Raw genomic sequence first — 21,394 nt, 5'->3', positions numbered from 1 at the left:
CTAGAACTAGCGATACGAATCACTAGCTGTAGTGATTGACAGGGAGCATTTCTCATCCCACATTTGCATTATTTAGAACTAATCTAAATAATGCAAGCAAAACTCATTTACATATTTGCACTAGCATGTGCACTGTTGACCCTACTCTTCGGGGAGACTTTTGGGCAAGAAAAGTCTTTGCGTTTCCTCTCTAGTGATAACGAACCCATCGTAGGTGTTGCGGTACTACTCTATCCTCATGGTGAGTCAAAAGCCATTCAACGTGTCTCTGATTTAGACGGTCATGTCAGGCTCGGTTCGGTCGCCTATCCGCTGACGATAGAGACACAGCACATTAGTTTTGACCCGCTCAGCCAGCGTCTGGATCAATCTGACAATCACACGCTCTACCTCACCGAACGTAGCGACCTGCTAGAAGATGTGACTATCACCTCCGCTACCGAACAAAGTAGTTCGCTCAATACCACACTGTTCGTCGTGGATCAGATGGATAGTCAATCTATCCAGCGGTTAGGAGGCAATGACCTGAGCGATGTGCTCAACTTCAATAACAATATCAACGTGATGCCTGATCCGAGTACTGGACGATCAACCGTCAACATGTTTGGTCTAGGGGGGGAGTATGTCAAGATCCTCATAGACAATGTCCCCATGGTCAGTGACAATGGAGCTGGCAACAACATAGATATTACACAGATCAATTTGGATCAGGTAGAGCGCATCGAGATATCCGAAGGAGCTATGGGAGTGCTCTATGGTTCGAATGCAGTCGCAGGAGTGATTAACATTGTCACCAAAAAAGGTGGTGATACGCGGTTCAGTATACAAGCAGCCATCCAAGAAGAAACGGTAGGTGGTGAATACAACTGGTCTGACGAAGGCAGGCACATCCAGCGTTTAACGGTCAAGAGCCATCTCGGTAGCAAGCTTCATGTCACTGCTAATGCCAACCACAATGATTTCAAAGGCTTCAAAAATGATCATCAAGGAGTCAACTACTATGGCTCTGATGGAGTCAGAGGTTATGAATGGAATCCAAAAGAACAGATCCATCTAGGTGGGCAACTGCACTATAGCCTCTCTGCCAAAACTATCCTAACCTATGGGTATGACTACTATCATGAAGAATTATTCATTCATGATACGATTCTAATTGGAGGAGTAGGCATAGATGGTCTGCCAGAGTACAAAGCGCAAGACAATCGATACGTCACCGATAGACAAGCCCACCGCTTGAGTATTAACCACCGCTTTGATTCCATGCCCATGAATTTGTTCTTTTCCTATCAAGCGCAATCTCGGTCCAAAGAAGAATATGTCTACGATCTAGAAAGACAATCCAAAACCTCGTCAGGAGGACTAAACCTAGAACAATCAAGTGACTACCTGTATAGTAAAGGGACACTCAAAAACATACTGAATCAACTGTCGTGGTTGTCGATCACTGCGGGCTATGAAGCCGACTATCAGACAGGGTACGATGCAGTCGCTAGTGGAGCCTATTCCAGCGATATCGCCGAACAAAGCCTGAGTAACCTAGATGCTTTCGCCTTAGCAACTTGGACGCCTACTGCTGCTATCAGTATCACGCCAGGTCTCCGGCTCAATCATAACTCTGCCTATAATCAACACATGATCTGGTCCGTATCGACGCTATGGCGTGCACCGAAACAGTTTAGCGCCCAGCTGGTAGTAGGGTCGGCCTATAAGACGCCTACCTATACACAGCTTTTCCGGTACTTTGTAGATGCGAACCATGACGTGACTGGCAATCAGGATTTGAACCCAGAGGACGGGATATCTGTCGTGCTCAATCTGAGCAAGTCCAGTAGTCTCGGTGAGCTACTACTCAAAAATGAAATCAAAGGATCATACTTTGACATTCATGGCAAAATTGGTATGGCTATCATCACTGAAGAAAACCCTGATGCACCGAGCAGTATCCAGCGATCTACCTATCTCAATATCGACGAATACCAAACTATAGGTATCTCTACAAACCACCAATTGATCTACCGTGCTTTGTCAGCCCAAATCGGCGCATCCTACATCGGTGCTCGCCAGTTCGAACAAAACGAAAACCAAAATGAAGACTATGTATACACGCTATCGGGTACAGCTAGCCTCAGCTATTTACTCAGACCGCTGGAAACACAGTTTTCGGTCAATTTCAAATACAATGGGTCGAGCGAACGGTATTACCAAGATGACGAAGGAGCTTATAAAGTCCTCATGGATCCGTATTCACTGATGGACATGAGCATCCAAAAGAGCTTTTTTGATGAAGCCTTTAGAATCAAATTAGGCGCACGAAACTTACTCAATGTGGTGCAAGTCAATGCTTCTGGTTTACCCTCTGCCTCGGCACATGGGGGTAGCTCACCATCTAGCATGGTCTTCGCCTACGGACGATCTTATTTCATCAACCTTTCCTACACTTTCAAAAAATAACAAATAACAAAAATCATTTATCATAAAACGATGAAACATTATATCAACAAATTAACGGGTCTTCTACTGCTCACCATTGTCGTGGGATTCTCTGCCTGCGATGAGAACGAAGTTGAACGAATATTCGAGGCTTCTTTTCAGACGAGTACGGTAGGACTGGCTCAGCTGGACGAAACAGCGATATTGCAAGTCAATTTTTCTATCCCTACAGTGACTGAAACAACTGTAACGATAGACCTCAGTGAAAATGGTGTAGTCTACGGGACAGACTACAGTACCTCTCCGACTGCTACGGATGGCGTAGTGACGGTTACCGTTCCTGCAGGCTCAGAAAGTGCCAGCTTCAGCATCACGAGGTTGGTAGAGTTCATCGCCTCAGGCAATGACCTCACAGCTACACTCGCAGCGATTGATGGAGAAGAAAGTCCCGAATTCGTAGGTACGACTACAGTGTCTGTCCTATTCGAGGAGGTGATTGCCCAAGGAGGCACAATAGATCTGTTGACGGGAGGCTCAAATATGCCCAACCAATGCTACATAGACCTCAGCAACTTTGCACAAACGGCGGTTCGTAGGGACCAATGGGAATTAGCTTTTTACTCTGGTGCTGAAAATAGAGTCTTCCTCAACGCAGCATTATTGGTAACAGCGGTAGAAATTTCTGAGCACAATGATCTAGCTATCGTCAGCTCCGAAACAGTATTTGATACGCCACTTCAATTATCTTCTTTCGGCCAGCCCGTGACAGTATCTAATGTCGAAGAATTATTAGGAGGCTTAGAGCTTGGTTATAGTATGTATGGCCCATACACAGATATCAAAGAAGGTACGTTAGAGGGTACTGCTATTTCTGAAATCTCGGCAACTGATGAAGACAACAAAGTATATATAGTCTCTCTAGGTAGCGAAATCCCAGAAGAGCACAACCTAGAAGGTGGACTAACAACTACAGGAGACCACAGAGGCTTCTATAAGATCAGAGTACTATTAGATGGTGACCAGTACAAACTACAGTATGCACCACTTGACGAAACAAATATTTCGGAAGCTATCTTCAGTAAGAATACCAGCGCTAACCATACCTACTTCAGTATAGTAGACCAAAAAGAAGTAGCGGTGGAGCCTAGTGCCAGTCAATGGGACATCAACTTTAGCGGTGTATACTCTTATTATGGTTTTGATTTTGGGTTTGGTGCTGGACTGACCTATTCGGACTATGCTTTGCATAACACTCTCGGCGGTACTGCGCTCTATCAGGTGACGACTTATACCACGGATTCTGAAGGGGTCACGACTACTCATGACGTCCCATCATACGATTCTTTCTCATTAAGTGATGTGGACGAAGCAAGTCTGATCAGTGACAACAGAGCCATCATCGGTAGTGAGTGGAGGGACAGTAGTGCAGGGATAGCCAAAGATGATCGATATTTCGTCATACGTGATACCGAAAACAACTACTTCAAGCTCAAGTTCACCAAACTCCTCAGTGACGAGGGAGAAAGAGGACATTCTCAGTTTGTCTACGAGCTACTCTAAATCGAAGGACATGAAGTCTATAATCATTTTTGTTGTTCGGATCGCACTGGGTGTGCTGTTGGTCTACGGTGGCGTGACCAAGTTCGTCCCTAAAGCCCCAAAAGCTGAATCCAGTGTGGTCAAACAAGATTTGCCGGATCATGTAGTCAAGATCAAAGCCCTCATCGGAGGAATGAAACAGAGTGGATACTTCTGGCCATTTCTCGGTGTGAGTGAGATTCTATGTGGTCTCTTCTTAATCAGTCAAGTGTTTTCCTTAATGGGTGCCGTCATGTCGGTACCCATTACACTCAACATCTTTCTCTTTCATGCATTTCTCGAACCACATGAAGTGGGCGAACTGATGATGACCGGTCTCTATCTAGGTGCCAATCTTTGTCTACTCGCCTATGACTATCCAAAACTGAAATTGATCTTTTTATCCAAATAACAATTTAAATCATGAAGCAATTAATCGCTGCTGTACTCATCCTCGTGACCAGTACGGCTATCGCACAAAACAAAAAGAAACAAGACATAGATGCCATCACTGCCATGTGTGGTTGCTACAAAGTCTCGTTCAACTTCGCTGAGACTTTCTCTCCCAATGCGGACTACGCCTACTATGACAACTATAGATCTGGTGCGCTAGAATATGTGATCCCTGTGGAAGAAGAGAAAGACAAAATCGTCCTTCAACATCTCCTTGTCATCGGTGACACCATGATCATCAAGCACTGGAGACAGGACTGGCTCTACGAAAACACCGACCTCTATACCTATGACAAAAACAGCCAGTGGATCTATACTAGTCTACCTGCCAAAGAGGTCAAAGGGCAATGGACACAAAAAGTGTATCAAGTAGATGACAGCCCCAGATACGAAGGCTCTGCTACTTGGGTGCACTACGATGGTCGTCACTACTGGGAAAACACTGCCGATGCTCCTCTGCCACGTAGAGACCGTACCAAACGAAAGGACTATAACGTCATGACCAGAACCAACCGCCAAGAGATCACCTCCTACGGCTGGTTGCATGAGCAGGACAATGACAAAGTCCTGCGCGAGGAGGATAGCGAAACACTGATCGCAGAGGAAAAAGGATGGAATACCTATACCAAAGTAGACGACAGCCAATGCCAAGTGGCTCAAGAATGGTGGACAGCCAATGCCAGCTATTGGAACGATGTACGCATCGTCTGGGACGAATTATTTGCCACCAAAAAGGACATAGCCATCAACATGAAAGTAGAGGATAAAATTCTCTATCAGCGTTTATTTGGATTAGAAAAAGAGATGATGGATGTGAGCCCATACAACTCCGAACTGGCACAATCCAAAATCAAGGAAGTCATCCAAAAACACTTAAAGAGCGATCAATTGCTTAGTGCTTTAAATTGAGTCAAAAGCGGGTGCCAGACGGGCATCCGCTTTACTTTTTTCATCTACCCAAAACCCTACCAATCATGAGTAAGTGCGAACCCAATGCCCTCATAGAAGGCCCCAACTATCACATCAGCCAATGCAAAAACTGCGATCGATTTGGCCTCCATTTCAACAACATCTTGATGGGGTTCGAAAAAGGAGATTTCTACACCTTCATCCGCGGCGTTAGCGAGACAGATTTTAACCAGCACGCCGTTTTCTTCCCTGACAACCGTGAGCGAATCTTGCTATCCACTCCTATTGCAGACCTCCAGATCAACCTCACCCGAGAAGAGTTCGAGGAACTCAAAATCGCCCTCATTCAGTGCAACCTCATCCTAAACGCCCGAGAAATGATTGGTACGTAAGGCTCATTTTGGAAATTGACCAACAGAGGTGCGATAAAAGAACTCATTAATCCTCTTCAGCGTCTTGAGAAGGCAATATTTCTATATCCTGAATCAATATCTTTTTGGCAAGCGCTTGGCCTGTTTTGGTAGCGGCGAGCCCCCCTTGTGCAGTTTCTTTGTAGCGGGACTCCATGCTCTGACCGACCTCTCCCATTGCTTCTGCACATTCGTCGACAGGTATCACGCTGCTGACGTGAGAGAGTGCGATCTGCGCAGATGAGTTGGCTATGGCCGCTGCACTGGCGTTGCGTACGACGCAAGGGACTTCTACGAGTCCCGCGACGGGATCGCAGACCAGTCCGAGCATGCACTGGATGGTGATGCCCGCGGCATTGAAGATCTGATCAGTCGATCCACCGAGGCAATATACGATCCCTGCAGAAGCCATCGCTGCTGCGCTGCCTGTCTCTGCCTGACACCCTCCGACGGCTCCAGCCAGCGAAGCTTTCTGCTCCAAGATCAAAGCAACGCCCGCCCCGATCAACAACGCTTCGTAGATCGTCTGATCTTCTAGATGATGTATGGACTGTAGGGTGGTGAACACGCCCGGCAAGATGCCCGATGCACCGGCAGTGGGTGCTGCGACCACTCGCCCCATGCAGGAGTTGACCTCTTTGGCACCTAGAGCGCTGGAGATCAATAATTTGAATTCGGGAGAGAGGACTGTGATGTCAGAGTTGGCGACTTTTTTGGCACCATTGTCGATCATGCCTGATCGGGATTTCATCTCCTCTGTCGTACCGGTATGGACGGCATCTTTCATGACCTGGTAGGCTTTGGCTAAGCCCGACCAGATGTCAGATTCGGAAGCACCTTTTTGCTCCTTCTCATAGTCCAGTACTACCTCATGTAGCTGCTGATTATGAGTTTGGCTATAGGTCTTCCATCCTTCGAAACTATCGAATAGAAAACACATTATTTTTGGGGTTTGTTGTGGCACAAAGGTAGTGAAGGATCTACAATTGTCCTTGTTTGATCTTAGGGGAAGAGTGGTGTTGACGGAGAAGGTAAATCCAAATGGTGGACGACTACCAAATTCACCTTTAGCAACTTAAATCATACTTTCAGCAAGTTTCTCCATAGGAGAGTTAATTCTTCATTGTATTTTCGTCAGTATGATGAGTTCAAACCTAAAACAGATATTTCTTTTACTTTTTTCTATTTTATCAAATGGAATATTGTTTTCTCAGAATATCGATGTTGATAGTTTGAGAAAAGCATATCTACATCAGCTAGACACAACTGTTGATTTCTCAGCCCAATCAAAGATTTACTATCAATTATCTGACACCTACACTTTCGAAAGTGATAGCCTACAAGAGTTCTATTTAAAAAAATCTTATCAGTCTGCTCTTAAGGGTAATAATGAGATACGAGAGATGTTAGCGGCCTCTCAGCTTTCATCTCTTAAACGATGGCAAGGAGCGTATGATTCCGCACTTTTCTTTTTAAATAAAGCCGAGACAATTGTTAATAGACAATCAGATGGCCTAAGAAAGACAAGAGCCTTGACTGGGATGATGAGTAATTATGGGAAAATATTTCAAGATATAGGTGATTATGAAAAGGCCATTCAGTACTTGCTAAAGGCGATTGATTATGCAGAAGATGAAAATCTAGGCTACAATAAAGCAATGGCAATGATGAATATTGGGAGCAATTATTTGGCAATGAACGATGATCAGGAGGCCGAAGAATATTTTCGAAGATCACTTCAATATGCAGATACTATCAATAATCTTCAATTGCAGTCATGGAATTATCAATATATCGGAACGATCTATGCTAAAAGAGAAATGCTTGACTCTACGCTCAATTACTATCGAAAGGCTATAAATATTTCCAAGGCTGATCCAACCTCCAGCTACCGAGAAGTACTTGTTCTTATCAGCGAAGTGTTTGTAGAAAAAGCCAGTTACGATAGTGCATTAACTTATCTCAATGAAGCAAAGCTTTACTATGATGGTACGAATAAAACCTTTCAAATCAAGTACCTCCTCTTGCTTTCAAAAATCAGCTACAACAGAGGCCAAATGATCACCGCAAAAAATCAAGCGAAACAGGCGTATTTACTTGCACAGAAAGACGAAAAGGCAAGAATCGAAATTCTAAGACATCAGGTAGATGTCTTTCGTAAGACAGGAGAATATGAAAAAGCCTTGAATAAGAAAGATGAATTGTCTGCTCTGAAAAATAAATTTCTGAACGAGGAGAAAATCAAAGCAATCAAAAACCTGGAGATAAAGTATGAGACCGAAAAATTAAAAGGAGAAAAAGCAGTAGCAGAAAACCAAATTAAGATAGCAGAAGCAGAAAGTGAAAAAAACAGATCCTTATTTATCGCATCTGTAATAGGCACTTTTTTGATCATCATCTCTGCTATGTTCTACTTCTCCAAACTCAAACAAGCCAAGAAAGCGGAATTGATAAAGCTAGAGTTGATCGCCTCCCAAAAGCAACTGGCTCTCGAAAAACAATACAGAGATAGTGAGTTAAAAGCACTCAAAGCACAGATGAATCCGCATTTCATCTTCAATGTGCTCAATTCGATTCAAGAATTTATTATTCTCAACAAAAAAGACTTGGCAAGCGACTATTTGTCGATGTTTGCTGAGCTGATTCGGAGTTACCTGCATTTTAGTAACAGTGGCTCGATTAGCCTCAGAGACGAAGTAGACACGCTCGAAAAATACCTGGAGCTAGAGACACTGCGATTCGAAGATACCTTTAGCTATGACCTGCAAGTAGATGAAGGGATTTACCCAGAAGAGTTTCAAATCCCGACGATGATCATTCAGCCCTATGTAGAAAATGCCATCAAGCATGGCTTATTTCACAAGTCTGGTGATCGAAAACTGACGGTTGCATTTACAAAACCAGAAACGGACTTGATCCAGTGTATCATCACGGACAATGGCATAGGCAGAGCCAATGCCAAAAAGCGAAATGAAGCAAAAGGAAACACGCACAAGTCATTTGCCATGGAGGCTATTGCCAGCCGTTTGGAATTGTACAATGAGAAAAGTAAAAACAAAATTGGGATTGAGACCCTAGACCTACTAGGAGATAATCAAGAAGCATTGGGAACTCAAGTCATATTGACCATACCCTTGATATAAAAACCATGAAAGCATTAATCATCGACGATGAACAAAAAGCAAGAAATCTCTTGCAGACGCTGATTCAAGAAAACTGTAAGAACATTACGGAAATTTATCAGGCGGATAACCTATTGTCAGGAGTCGAGCTGATCAAGTCAGAACAGCCGCAGTTGGTGTTTTTGGATATAGAAATGCCAGGCAACTCTGGATTGGAAATTTTGGATTTTATCGACAAGGAAGACTATCATTTTGAGATCATCTTCACTACGGCGTACAGCGAGTACGCCATACAGGCGATTCAATTGTCGGCCATCGATTATTTACTCAAGCCGATCAGTGGATCCAAAGTCAAGACGGCTGTGGAACGAGCGTTGACATTTCTAGGCAAGTCCAAAATCAATCAACGACTCGACGAACTCAAACAAGTTTTCAAATCCCAGACTTTGAAAAAAATCGGTCTGCCGGTCAATGACGGAATTGAGTTCGTCGCTTTCGAGGATATCATCATGCTCGAAGCTGACGGCATGTACACCAAAGTATTCACGACTGATGGTGAAATGCTGATCAGCAAGCCCCTCAAACATTTCGTAGAACTGCTACAAAATGTCAAGGTTTTCTACCGTCCTCACCGATCATATTTGGTCAACCTCATGTTTATAAAAAAGTACGTCAAATCAGACGGAGGCTATATATTGATGGACAATGACCGATCCGTATCCATCTCAAAAGACCGTACCGATGAGTTCATGCAGTTGATGCAAAACATCTAACTTTTTGGCTTAACAACCAACTTACATGCTTTAGCAACTCAAACCCCCATTTCAGAAAGTACCATAAGAATCAAGGTAGAGTCAGTCATAGTTTTGAATTGATATTAATCAAAACACAAAACCATGAAATTATACCTTTCACTATTCTTTGTGCTCATTTTCGCTGCAGCGACCAACGCACAAAATCCATTTTCCGAATACCTCTTTGTAGATGGGGCTTTACAAAATACTGGCAGTACGGAAAATAGCCTCACCCAAACTGGGGATGCACTTACAGGAGCTGAAGACCGGGACGGTTTTGCCAATGGTGCAATCTCACTGAATGGAGACGTACTGCAGGAGCAAAGTGGAGTCAACCGCACTAATTTTTCAGTCAGTTTTTGGATCAAGACCAGTACCAATGACGCCAATCCAAGATATATCTTGGATCAGTGGGGTGGAAACCCTGGAGGAAAAGGCCCAATCGGCTACCGTGTCATTTTAGAAAACGGTGAATTACGCGCATTCGGGAGATTTTATGTATACAATCAAAACATACACTTTGTCTCCAATAATATCAATACAGCAGGAGGCACCATTGCCGATGGGCAGTGGCACCATGTAGTGCTCACCATGTCTGCATGGTCACGTGCCACACTCAACGGTAGCTTCCCCAATGTAAGCCATCGGCTGTATGTCGACAATGTGCTGCAACAGCTTACCACTGTAGAGATCCCAACTGCAGGAGGCACAGGCCGCACGGTGGATGCCGTTCCTTTGTCTATAGGAAATATTCAGGATCAAAGTGCTGAATTCAGCTATGAAGATCAAATTGATGACATTCGAATGTACACCCAGAAGCTAGAAGATGCAGAGATCACTACCATCTATAACCAACGTACTTCTCATGCCAAAATCTATGTAAAAAGTGATGCCAGTGGAAACAATGATGGCTCATCTTGGGCGAATGCTTATACGAGTTTGAAAGCCGCAACAGACTATGCCACTGCCTCTGGAGATACTATTTGGGTCGCTCAAGGCACCTACAAAGCAGATGCTTCAGATCGGACCGCCAGTTTTTTGCTTCAAAAAGGCGTGAAGCTGTTTGGCGGTTTTGCTGGTACAGAAACGCAACTTTCAGAAAGAAGCTGGAGAGCAAACCCAACAATATTGTCTGGAGACTTAAATGGAGATGATGACAATGACATCTCCTATACCAATGCGCTTAGAAGCGAAAACACCTATCGAATAGTCTATGTAGCGGGTGACAATACGCTGATTGATGGAGTCATCATCACAGGCGGTCAAGCCAACAATACAGCCAACAATGACTACAACAGAGGAGCTGCAATATTCAAAAGCTCGGATGCTAAAAACCTTACGATAAAAAACACCATCATTCGCAAAAATGTGTCCAACAGAGAAGGCAATATTCATGTGCTTTTTACCTCGGGTGCCGACAATACTTTGAGGGTTGAAAACTGTATCGTCAACAACAATTTTGCACGTTATGGTGGTGGTTTTGCTGCTTCTGTGGAAAATGGCGCTACTTTGGATGCGAAAGTCTACAATTCTTTGTTCTTTGAGAATGTGGCAGGAGATGTAGCTAGTGGAGATGGCTTTGCTGGAAGTAGCTTGTACTTTGCGGTCAATGCTGGACAAATAGATGTAGCAGTGATCAACAGTACTTTTACTGACAATAAGGACTTGGGCACCAATACCTCCAACGACAAAGGGACGATAGTCATCAGAAGATTAAACAACGATGCAACATCAAAAGCGCACGCGACACTTCACAACAATATCTTCTACAACAACCTGAGTTCGCCAGTGGTGGTGAATGAACAAGTTATCGGTTTTATGAACAGACCTACCAACAAGCTAAACAGCCTGACTTTCACGTATAACATTTCCAATCAAACGGATTTCAGTACCAAAGCAAATGCGCCTGTTGTTTCAGACAACATCAATCAAGACCCGTTATTTACGGATGCCATTTCTCAGGATTTCACCTTATTCACAGGTTCTCCGGCGATAGATGCAGGTAGCAATGACCAACTACCCGGCGATTTGTTTGGAGATATTTTGGGCAACAAAAGAATCCATGCTGGTACTATTGACATGGGTGCGTATGAAAGTGGTTCTTCACCTAGGAACCTCGTAGCGCCGACTGCCATTGCCCAGGATATCACGGTGGAGCTCGGAATCAACGGAGAAGTTACTGTAGCAGCTTCGCAGGTCGACAATGGCTCTACTGATGACGATACAGCGGATAATGAATTGATTTTCAGTTTGGACAAAGCCATATTTACCTGTGAGGATTTGGGCGCTAATACAGTGACTTTGACGGTGAAAGATGCCAGCCGAAACATCGCCACCGCAGAGGCCATCGTCACGGTGACTTCCAATATCGATGATGAAGCTGTGACCATAGCAGAAGACACTGGTTGTGACGAAATGAGCACGACGGTCACAACAGGCAGTTCGGTCAGTGGTATTAATTATTTTCTAAGAAATAGTGCGGACAACAGCATCGTAGATGGGCCAATGTTGGGAACAGGAGAATCTTTGGATTTCAATACTGGAACGGTCACTGAGAACACCACTTTCAATGTGTACGGAGAAGTGCCTCCTGTAAACAGTATATCGGGAGGATTGGATTTTGACGGCACCAATGATCGAGTTGCCACGACATATACCATGTCAACCACGAGCACATTCACGCTAGAAGCATGGATTTTTCCAAGAGGCACATCTTCGAGTAGACTGTTTTCCAACATGAACTATAGCAGTCTAGGGTCAACCGCAGGAGATTTTATTGTGGATACTGATGGGACTCTTGACAATGGTCGAAACGTACGATTTACTTTGGACGGTGAGGCTAGCGATATCCAATTGTACGCTCACCAATCCTTAACACTAAATGAGTGGAATCACATTGCAGTGACTTTTGACAATGGGGTGGCTAAAATATTGGTAAATGGTACAGAAGTAGCCTCTGAAAATAACCCATCTGTCACTCGAATTCTTGGTAGCTCAAGGCCTGTGCACCTAGGCGTACATGGCGGAGCAAGCCCAGTTAAGTACTTTGATGGAAAAATGGATGAATTCAGAATCTGGAATGTAGCCAAAACCGCGGCAGAGATTTCTGAGGAGATGGATAACTGTTTGCGAGGAACAGAAAGTGGACTGTCAGCTTATTTCAATTTTGAGGATGGAGAAGGAACGCAACTGACAGAAATAAAAGCTGGTAAAAATGGTGCTTTAGTGAATTTCGATGAAGCAATGGCCTGGGCAGAAGGGCCAGAACTTTCGTGCGGAACAGGCTGTGGTTTCCAAATGACTGAGGAGGTGACTTTGACTGTTGGAGATGAAACAGCACCTACAGCAGTAGCGAAAGATATTACAGTAGGCCTCAATCCAAACGGTGAGGCTATTATTTCTGCCATCGACATCAACGATGGGTCTTCAGACAATTGCACAGCAGATGAAGACCTTGAGTTGAGCATAGACCAAACGTTGTTTGTCAGTTCAAATCTGGGCGAAAATACAGTGATACTCACCGTGACTGATGCAAGCGGCAATGAATCGACGGCAGAAACTACTGTCACGGTCACAGACAATCTGCTACCCACAGCGATCGCTCAAAATTTAACGATTCAACTAGATGCTGACGGCCATGCTGCTATCACTCCAGCTCAAATCAACAATGGATCAAAAGACAACAGCACCGCCACAGGCGACTTGGTGTTGACTTTGAGTCATACGGCCTTCACTTGTGCTGACGTAGGATCTAATACGGTGACCTTGACTGTAGAAGATGCGTCTGGCAATCAATCAACTGCTACGGCTACTGTAACGGTAGAGGAAACGACCTTACCGACGGCAATCGCACAGGATTTTACAGCTCAACTCGATGGCACTGGAAATGTAGTAGTCAGTCCACTAGATGTCAACAATGGTTCAAGTGATAGCTGTACTGAATCAGAAAATCTCACCTTGGCTTTAGATCAAGCATATTTTGATTGCACACAACTAGGAGCGCACACCGTCACTTTGACGGTAGTAGATGAGTCTGGCAATCTAGCCACGACTACAGCCACAGTTACTGTGGAGGATAGTATGGCTCCAGTGATGGCGACTCAGGATATTACGGTTAATCTGTCAACAGATGGCACTGCCGTGATCACGCCTGCTGATGTAGACGATGCTTCTTCTGACAATTGCGGGGATGTCACTTTGAGTTTGGATGTCGACAGTTTTACCACTGCTAATGTAGGTGCAAATACCGTGACACTCACTGGTATGGATGCTCAAGGCAATGTTGCTACTGCTACTGCTGTAGTGACGGTGGTAGATCGCGCAGAGCAGACGATCAGTATCACTGAGATAGAGGATAAATTGACGACTGATGACCCATTTAATGTGATCGCTAGTACCACGTCTGGATTGGATCTAACCTATGCAGTAGATGGCCCAGCGAGGATTGTTGGTTCTGAAATCACATTAGACGGCACAGCCGGCATGGTCACAGTGACCGTTTCTCAGGCTGGGAATGAGAACTATAAAGCAGCGAGTGAGCAAATCACTTTTGATGTCTCGGACCAACCCAAATCGAATCAAACGATCACGTTTGATTCGATCACAGACAAGGTGTTTGGAGATGAGGACTTTGCCGTCACTGCTACAGCAACCTCTGGTTTAAGCGTGACTTACTCGGTCATTAGTGGTCCAGCGACTGTTACTGGCAATACCGTTTCTATTACAGGTGCAGGTACGGTTGAGCTGGCTGCCGATCAGCTTGGCGATGATCAGTTCAATGCAGCACCTCGGGAGACACAAAGTTTTACAGTAGCAAAAGCAGATCAAACCATTACTGTGACGGCTATTGAAAACAAGTTGATAGGAGATTCGAATTTTGATGTGATAGCCAGTACGACTTCTTCTCTGGCACTGACCTATGAGGTGTCTGGTCCAGCTACCATTAGCGGTACGACGATCACTTTGGACGGTACGATAGGCGTGATCACGGTGACTGTTAGTCAGGCAGGCAATAACAATTTCAACGCTGCGAGTGAGCAAACTACTTTCAATGTCTCAGATCCAGCCAAAACTAATCAGACCATCACGTTTGAGACCATTTCAGACAAGGTATTTGGAGATGCAGACTTTGATATAACTGCCACAGCTAGTTCGGGGTTAGACGTGATCTACTCGGTTATTAGTGGTCCTGCGGTTGTAGCTGGCCGTACCGTTTCTATCACTGGTGCGGGTACGGTTGAGATTGCTGCTGATCAGTTGGGCAATGATCAATTCAATGCAGCATCTCAGGTGACACAAAGTTTCACTGTAGCGAAAGCAGATCAAACCATTACTGTGACAGCTATTGAAAACAAGCTAGTTGATGATTTGGATTTTGAGGTGATCGCGAATACGACTTCTTCTCTGGCATTGATCTATACAGTGTCTGGTCCAGCGACTATCAATGGTACGACGATCACTTTAGATGGTACGATAGGTGTAGTGACTATAACGGTTAGTCAGGCGGGGAATGACAATTATAATTCAGCAGAGACAGCCGTTAGTTTCGAGGTGACCGAGAAAGGTACGTCAGTATTAGCTACGGAAAATGAGGTTTCTTTCCAGGTCTATCCTAACCCAGCAACGAGTACAATTAGTATAGAAGGGGTACAATCAGCAGATGTTAAGATTCAAATATTTGATGCAAGAGGGCAAGAGGTTTGGGTAGAAAAGTCTTTCGGATCTGATCAGGTATCTATCCGTCATCTAGAATCGGGACTGTATTTCATGAAAATCACGGATCAAAATATTACCACAACAACAAAGCTGTTGGTCCGACGATAATAGTGGATTGATTAATGTAAGGTTAAAAGAGCAGCATGAGCTGCTCTTTTTTTGTCTTTTACCTTTGGATCATCCTCTCATGGCTCATTTAACTATCTTGCACGGATGAAAAAATTTGATGTGTTGTCCTTCTTGTTATCTAGACAGAAAAAGAGGCTTTTATTCCTAGGGATGTTGAGCTGTATTTCAACGATAAGTATGGGGCAAACGGGGTATGAACTGGCTCAATCCATGTTTGCAGCTGCAGAGTCGGTTACTAGTATGAAGTTCACAATGCAGAAAACCGAGCGCGTGGAAGGAGTACTCATTACACAAGTCAGTGCCACCAAGTTATCTGTAGCACCGTATAAGATTTATTCAAATCAACTGTCGCCAGACAAGGGATTAGAGGTACTCTACTGCGAAGGGCAAAACGATGGAAACGCACTGATCAACCCAGTCAGTTTTCCATGGGTGACTTTGAGACTAGACCCTATGGGTAGCTTGATGCGAAAAGGCCAACATCATACGATTCGTGATGGCGGATATACCTATGTGATGTCAATCTTAAAATTTTTGGTAGATAAATATGGAGAGGAATCCAAAACCATGATCTCCAAACTAGACCCAGTGGATTTTGGAGGGGTCGCTTGTGATGCCATAGAATTGAGCAATCCATATTTTCAATACCGTGAGCATACAGTCCAAAAATGGGAGACTTTGGCATCCATCGAGGATAGTTTGAAATTGAGTGGCTTTATGATCTTGGAGAAAAACAACCTGGATCAAGACTATGACGAAGTACAACCAGGAATGACGATTTCCGTCCCGACAGATTATTCCCCTCGCATGATTATCTACATAGATCAGACGACTCACCTGCCAGTCATGATGAAAATCTTCGATGACCAAGGGTTGTTTGAACTCTATGAGTACTTCGACATAGAACTCAACCCCACCTTTAACGAAGATGAGTTTTCTTCAGGTTTTGAAGCATACGGATTTTAATACAGCATTGACCTTTTACATATTTCTTCGGTACTGACCACCCACTTCGTATAGAGCTTCTGTGATTTGACCTAACGAACAGTGCTTGGTCGTTTCCATCAGCGCTTCGTAGATGTTGCCATTTTGGATGGCCACTTCTTGTAGTGCTTTTAGAGCCTGTGTTGCATGTTTTTCCTTATGCTGATGTAGCACAGAGAGCATACTGATTTGGTATTCTTTTTCTGTAGGTGTGGCACGAATCACCTCACCAGGCGTGACGGTTGGTGAGCCTTGGGATGACAAAAAAGTGTTCACCCCAATAATGGGGTATTCTCCAGAGTGCTTGAGATGTTCGTAGTGTAGGCTTTCTTCCTGAATCTTGCTGCGCTGGTACATGGTTTCCATTGCACCGAGGACACCACCTCGGTCTGTGATTTTGTCAAATTCTGCTAGGACAGCTTCTTCTACCAGATCAGTTAATTCTTCGATGATGAATGATCCTTGTAGCGGGTTTTCGTTTTTGGCCAATCCCAATTCCCGATTGATGATCAACTGTATCGCCATGGCGCGCCGAACGGAAGCTTCTGTCGGGGTGGTGATCGCCTCGTCATACGCATTGGTGTGCAGTGAGTTACAGTTGTCGTAGATCGCATAGAGTGCTTGCAACGTAGTACGGATATCGTTGAAATCGATCTCCTGCGCATGCAGAGATCGTCCACTGGTTTGGATGTGGTATTTCAGTTTTTGGGAGCGTTCATCCGCATTGTATTTTAGTTTCATGGCTTTCGCCCAAATGCGGCGTGCAACACGCCCGATCACGGCATACTCTGGATCTATCCCATTCGAGAAAAAGAAGGATAGGTTCGGAGCAAAATCATTGATATCCATGCCACGAGACACATAGTATTCTACGAATGTGAAACCATTGGAAAGTGTGAGTGCTAGCTGTGTGATCGGGTTGGCACCCGCCTCAGCAATGTGGTAGCCGGAGATAGATACGGAGTAGAAGTTGCGGATTTTCTGATCGATAAAGTACTGCTGTACATCGCCCATTACTCGTAAGGAAAACTCTGTAGAGAAAATACAGGTGTTCTGCGCTTGGTCTTCCTTGAGGATGTCGGCTTGGACGGTGCCTCGGATTTTGTTGAGCGTCTCAGATTTGATCTGTGCATAGATATCCGTAGGCAGCACCTCATCACCTGTCACACCCAGTAGCATCAGTCCCAGACCGTCATTTCCTTGAGGTAGTTCGCCTTGGTAGTGTGGACGAATATGTCCTTGGTAGAGCTGGTCGATTTTTGCTTCGACTTCTGAGGCCAGACCATTGGCATGGATGTACCGTTCGCACTGTTGATCGATAGCCGCGTTCATGAAAAAGGCACATATCGTCGCAGCGGGACCATTGATGGTCATCGATACGGAGGTCGTAGGAGCTGTCAGATCAAAACCTGAGTACAGCTTTTTTGCATCATCTAGACAGCAGATGTTGACGCCAGAGTTACCGATCTTGCCGTAGATGTCGGGTCGTACTGCAGGGTCTGCTCCGTACAAGGTCACCGAATCAAAGGCTGTAGACAACCGAGCGGCTGGCAGTCCCATAGATACATAATGAAACCGTCGGTTGGTGCGCTCTGGACCTCCCTCACCAGCAAACATTCTCGTAGGGTCTTCTCCCTGTCGTTTGAACGGGAATACGCCCGCTGTAAAAGGGAATTCTCCTGGGACATTTTCTTGCAGCGACCATTTGAGGATGTCGCCCCACGCTTCGTATCGGGGAAGTGAAACTTTGGGAATTTTGCTATGAGAAAGTGTGCTGGTTTTGGTCTCTACTTTTATCTCTTTTCCACGGACGTGGTAGGTGTATTGGTCTGCTGCGTAGTTGGCTTTTTTGTCAGACCATTCGTTGATGATTTTTTGGTTTTTCGGATCAAAATCTAACGCTGTTTTATCGTAGAGTTTGTCTAGCTCAGCGTGTAGTGATTCGTCACTCAGTGCTTTGGTATTGGTGATACTGTATAGGTTCTGGGCAATTGTACTTTGTCTGATAGCCCACTGATCATAGTCGCGAATACTGTCCGATATCTCGGAGAGGTAGCGTACACGTTTTGGTGGGATGATGTAGATTTTCTCGGAACTCCCTTGTGCGAGTTTTATGTGGGGTTCGAAACTCGATGAATTTTTCGTAGTTAGCTGTTGCATAATACAGCCATATAGGGCATTCATGCCCGGGTCATTAAACTGTGAAGCAATCGTCCCAAACACGGGCAATTGCTCTGTGGGTGTGTCCCATTGTTGATGGTTGCGCTGGTATTGTTTTTTGACGTCTCGAAGTGCGTCGAGTGCTCCACGCTTGTCAAACTTGTTGAGCGCGATGATGTCCGCAAAATCCAACATGTCGATCTTTTCCAACTGGGTAGCGGCACCATATTCTGGTGTCATGACATAGAGGGAGAGGTCGGAGTGATCTGTGATCTCTGTGTCAGACTGCCCGATACCACTTGTCTCTAGGACTATCAGATCATATCCAGCGACCTTGACGATGTTTACAGCTTCTTGTACATGTTTGGAGAGCGCAAGGTTGGATTGTCGAGTAGCGAGCGATCGCATATAGACCCGAGGATTGTCGATAGCGTTCATCCGAATGCGATCTCCGAGGAGTGCACCGCCTGTCTTTCGTTTGGACGGGTCTACAGAGATGATCGCAATGGTTTTGTCTTCAAAATCCATCAGGTATCTTCTGACCAACTCGTCTACTAGAGAGGATTTTCCAGCACCACCAGTTCCTGTGATTCCTAGTATGGGTGTCGTCTTTTTAGCTGCTAGTGTGTTTATGTTTTGGATAAGGTCTTTTGATTGGGTTGGGTAGTTTTCTACTGTAGTGATTAGGCGGCTAATCGGAAGTATGTTCCTTGAAGAGAGCTGATCAAGCGGTATGTTTTCTTTTTCCCCGATAGGGAAATCACAGGCAGAGATCATGTCGTTGATCATGCCTTGTAGTCCCATAGATCGACCATCGTCGGGACTGTAGATGCGACTAATCCCGTGTGCATGTAGTGCTTCGGTCTCAGCGGGAAGTATGGTGCCCCCTCCTCCTCCGAATATTTTGATTTCGGGTCTCCCTTTTTCGATTAGCAAGTCATACATGTATTTGAAATATTCGACGTGCCCACCTTGGTAGGAGGTGATGGCGATAGCTTGTACATCTTCTTGGATAGCGCAGTTGACGATTTCATCTACAGATCGGTTGTGACCGAGGTGTATGACCTCAACCCCTGTACCCTGAATGATTCGACGCATGATATTGATGGCGGCATCATGGCCATCGAAAAGAGAGGCAGCAGTTACAATTCGAATGTGATTTTGTGGGGTATATACCTGTGGTACCTGATCTGGCATAGTCTTCATCATAGTTTCGCCAAAAGTAGATAAAATAAAATTTTCGCTACTTTGTTCTTACTTCCTAGAAGCTGTGTAAATCCAATTAAGACATTGGTTCGATGAAAAAACAGTGATAGTATATTTTTCGGGATGTTAAGGGTGAGAATTTTCGCTGAATGATTAGATGTAGCGCGTTAATTTGAAGGAGGTCTTGAAATCCTCATCACCACGCATAATTTTTAGTGTGATTTTTCTTCCTTCTTTGCTGCGCAGCATGGCTGTAGCACCTGATAGTCTCAGATCCTCAAAGCTGAATCCATTGATGGATTGGATGATATCTCCTGGTTTGACCCCTGCCAAGTAAGCGGGAGAATTGTAGCGCACGGAGTTGACTCGGTATTGGTCAAAATCATCTGCGCCAGCTGCAATTAGTGTCATACCACTCATGTCGTACTCAAACTCACGAGAGTGGCCATTGCCTTTTTTGATATAAAGTGTGCCAGAGAAATAATCGAACACCACATTGAATCGGTTGATAAACTCGCTCCCGACAGTACCTTGTCTACTACCTCTTTTTACACCACTTCCATAAGAACCTTCTTTTGGGAAGGATACAATTGGGTTTTCAAACTCAAACTTGTTGAACTCTATGCTTTTGACACGCCCCAGTTTTCCTTCTATTTCTCCTCCTAGTCCTCGACCTATAATGGAGGAAATATTAGAGGTGGGTAATATGCTTCTGTCGTCGGGGTTGTCGATGAGGAGGGAGTGACTGGCTCCTGTATCTACCATTAGGCTCATCACGTTGGTTTGCCCACGGTTGTTAGTCACAGTTACATCGACGTACGGTTTGGTGTTGTAGACGCGCATGTCGACTTTCTTATATCTTCTTCTTGGTTTGTATTTTTTTGGCTCATGTAGGACGATGTAACGGTCGTCATAGTTGATTTCGACAATGAACCGACTAAAGATGTCATACCCGATGATTCCATAAACATCTACACCCATGGTCTCCCGGAGGTTGAGGTGGTCTTGCTCCATGACCAACATCGCTTGGTTCATTCCAGATCGGACACCTCCCGGTAATTCTAAGTCTACATCTAGGGCGACACGAGCAGTGATCGAGTCATTTTCTCCTGGTCCTTGGATGATGATCCTACGGCTATATGTGAGACCGATCAAATCGGCTAGTGCCTTTTCGGTGAGGATGGGGTACTGTACTCCAGTATCTAATATGAAATTAGCCCTGATGAAATTGTTGATAGTGATAGGGATGACGATCAGGTTATTATGCAGCTCGAAATCTATTCGAACTCGCTTGGCATGGTCAGGGAGATCAAAACCGACGTGCTGGCATAGTGCACCATCATCATAAGGAATAATCCCCATGACTAATATGATGCCTATAGTCAATACTCTTTTCATCTGATCCCTTTTGAACACTAAACGATCTAGTGCGTGTCATTCCCTATTAATATACGAATAAAATCGCTCATTTTTATTACTGATACTTGATAATCAGTAGTATCGT

General features: G+C 44.7%; 12 protein-coding genes. 9 read left to right on the top strand and 3 right to left on the bottom strand.

The features are described 5' to 3' along the window. Nucleotides 1–90: 90 nt before the first annotated feature. The 5 genes from BUB99_RS08180 (at nucleotide 91) to BUB99_RS08160 (ending at nucleotide 5,762) form a co-directional block, all read left to right on the top strand. Nucleotides 91–2,451 carry a TonB-dependent receptor plug domain-containing protein gene (locus tag BUB99_RS08180; RefSeq protein ID WP_073121343.1) on the top strand — a complete coding sequence of 787 codons (2,361 nt, stop codon included), beginning with the start codon at nucleotides 91–93 and terminating at the stop codon, nucleotides 2,449–2,451. A 30-nt stretch (nucleotides 2,452–2,481) separates the two neighbouring features. Continuing rightward, nucleotides 2,482–3,990, top strand: coding sequence for an HmuY family protein (locus BUB99_RS08175; RefSeq protein ID WP_073121340.1), 1,509 nt, complete (start codon nucleotides 2,482–2,484; stop codon nucleotides 3,988–3,990). A 10-nt stretch (nucleotides 3,991–4,000) separates the two neighbouring features. Further along, entirely contained in the window at nucleotides 4,001–4,420 is a 420-nt protein-coding gene (locus tag BUB99_RS08170) for a DoxX family membrane protein (protein WP_073121338.1), read from the top strand. Nucleotides 4,421–4,431: 11 nt separating this feature from the next. Next, nucleotides 4,432–5,370, top strand: a complete 939-nt coding sequence (locus BUB99_RS08165) for a DUF6607 family protein (protein WP_073121336.1) — start codon at nucleotides 4,432–4,434, stop codon at nucleotides 5,368–5,370. Nucleotides 5,371–5,435: 65 nt separating this feature from the next. Beyond that, nucleotides 5,436–5,762: a DUF6686 family protein gene (locus tag BUB99_RS08160; RefSeq protein ID WP_073121334.1), complete on the top strand. Its 327-nt coding sequence runs from the start codon at nucleotides 5,436–5,438 to the stop codon at nucleotides 5,760–5,762. A gap of 46 nt (nucleotides 5,763–5,808) precedes the next feature. Here BUB99_RS08160 and BUB99_RS08155 read toward each other — a convergent pair whose 3' ends face one another. Continuing rightward, a complete protein-coding gene (locus tag BUB99_RS08155) occupies nucleotides 5,809–6,720 on the bottom strand; it encodes an L-serine ammonia-lyase, iron-sulfur-dependent, subunit beta (RefSeq protein WP_073121332.1) in 912 nt (303 codons plus the stop codon). Nucleotides 6,721–7,012: 292 nt separating this feature from the next. On the opposite strand from BUB99_RS08155, the gene BUB99_RS08150 reads away from it, so the two are divergent. The 4 genes from BUB99_RS08150 to BUB99_RS08135 all read left to right on the top strand — a co-directional run bounded on the left by BUB99_RS08150 (nucleotide 7,013) and on the right by BUB99_RS08135 (nucleotide 16,506). Further along, the gene (locus BUB99_RS08150; RefSeq protein WP_170863759.1) at nucleotides 7,013–8,923 is read left to right on the top strand and encodes a tetratricopeptide repeat-containing sensor histidine kinase; all 1,911 of its coding nucleotides are present in this window, start codon (nucleotides 7,013–7,015) and stop codon (nucleotides 8,921–8,923) included. A 5-nt stretch (nucleotides 8,924–8,928) separates the two neighbouring features. Beyond that, complete coding sequence (locus BUB99_RS08145; RefSeq protein WP_073121328.1) at nucleotides 8,929–9,675, top strand: LytR/AlgR family response regulator transcription factor; 747 nt, start codon at nucleotides 8,929–8,931, stop codon at nucleotides 9,673–9,675. A 123-nt stretch (nucleotides 9,676–9,798) separates the two neighbouring features. Beyond that, entirely contained in the window at nucleotides 9,799–15,519 is a 5,721-nt protein-coding gene (locus BUB99_RS08140; RefSeq protein ID WP_073121326.1) for a LamG-like jellyroll fold domain-containing protein, read from the top strand. Between the two features lie 105 nt (nucleotides 15,520–15,624). Next, nucleotides 15,625–16,506 carry a LysM peptidoglycan-binding domain-containing protein gene (locus BUB99_RS08135; protein ID WP_084190443.1) on the top strand — a complete coding sequence of 294 codons (882 nt, stop codon included), beginning with the start codon at nucleotides 15,625–15,627 and terminating at the stop codon, nucleotides 16,504–16,506. 15 nt (nucleotides 16,507–16,521) lie between these two features. Here BUB99_RS08135 and BUB99_RS08130 read toward each other — a convergent pair whose 3' ends face one another. Both BUB99_RS08130 and BUB99_RS08125 read right to left on the bottom strand, forming a co-directional pair. Further along, on the bottom strand, nucleotides 16,522–19,893 hold the full coding sequence (locus BUB99_RS08130) for a methylmalonyl-CoA mutase family protein (protein ID WP_245816814.1): 3,372 nt from the start codon (nucleotides 19,891–19,893) through the stop codon (nucleotides 16,522–16,524). A gap of 150 nt (nucleotides 19,894–20,043) precedes the next feature. Then, the gene (locus BUB99_RS08125; RefSeq protein WP_084190442.1) at nucleotides 20,044–21,288 is read right to left on the bottom strand and encodes an aspartyl protease family protein; all 1,245 of its coding nucleotides are present in this window, start codon (nucleotides 21,286–21,288) and stop codon (nucleotides 20,044–20,046) included. Between the last annotated feature and the right edge of the window lie 106 nt (nucleotides 21,289–21,394).

The organism is Reichenbachiella agariperforans (genome assembly GCF_900142205.1).
Classification (GTDB): Bacteria; Bacteroidota; Bacteroidia; order Cytophagales; family Cyclobacteriaceae; genus Reichenbachiella; species Reichenbachiella agariperforans.
Note: the sequence above shows the minus strand (reverse complement) of the source record. Positions and strands in the feature narration are given on the sequence as shown.

What these genes read in the sequence shown, in the direction of transcription:
- BUB99_RS08180 (WP_073121343.1), top strand. Translation starts at nt 91, where the DNA reads ATGCAAGCAAAACTCATTTACATATTTGCACTAGCATGTGCACTGTTG.
- BUB99_RS08175 (WP_073121340.1), top strand. Translation starts at nt 2,482, where the DNA reads ATGAAACATTATATCAACAAATTAACGGGTCTTCTACTGCTCACCATT.
- BUB99_RS08170 (WP_073121338.1), top strand. Translation starts at nt 4,001, where the DNA reads ATGAAGTCTATAATCATTTTTGTTGTTCGGATCGCACTGGGTGTGCTG.
- BUB99_RS08165 (WP_073121336.1), top strand. Translation starts at nt 4,432, where the DNA reads ATGAAGCAATTAATCGCTGCTGTACTCATCCTCGTGACCAGTACGGCT.
- BUB99_RS08160 (WP_073121334.1), top strand. Translation starts at nt 5,436, where the DNA reads ATGAGTAAGTGCGAACCCAATGCCCTCATAGAAGGCCCCAACTATCAC.
- BUB99_RS08155 (WP_073121332.1), bottom strand. Translation starts at nt 6,720, where the DNA reads ATGTGTTTTCTATTCGATAGTTTCGAAGGATGGAAGACCTATAGCCAA.
- BUB99_RS08145 (WP_073121328.1), top strand. Translation starts at nt 8,929, where the DNA reads ATGAAAGCATTAATCATCGACGATGAACAAAAAGCAAGAAATCTCTTG.
- BUB99_RS08140 (WP_073121326.1), top strand. Translation starts at nt 9,799, where the DNA reads ATGAAATTATACCTTTCACTATTCTTTGTGCTCATTTTCGCTGCAGCG.
- BUB99_RS08135 (WP_084190443.1), top strand. Translation starts at nt 15,625, where the DNA reads ATGAAAAAATTTGATGTGTTGTCCTTCTTGTTATCTAGACAGAAAAAG.
- BUB99_RS08130 (WP_245816814.1), bottom strand. Translation starts at nt 19,893, where the DNA reads ATGATGAAGACTATGCCAGATCAGGTACCACAGGTATATACCCCACAA.
- BUB99_RS08125 (WP_084190442.1), bottom strand. Translation starts at nt 21,288, where the DNA reads ATGAAAAGAGTATTGACTATAGGCATCATATTAGTCATGGGGATTATT.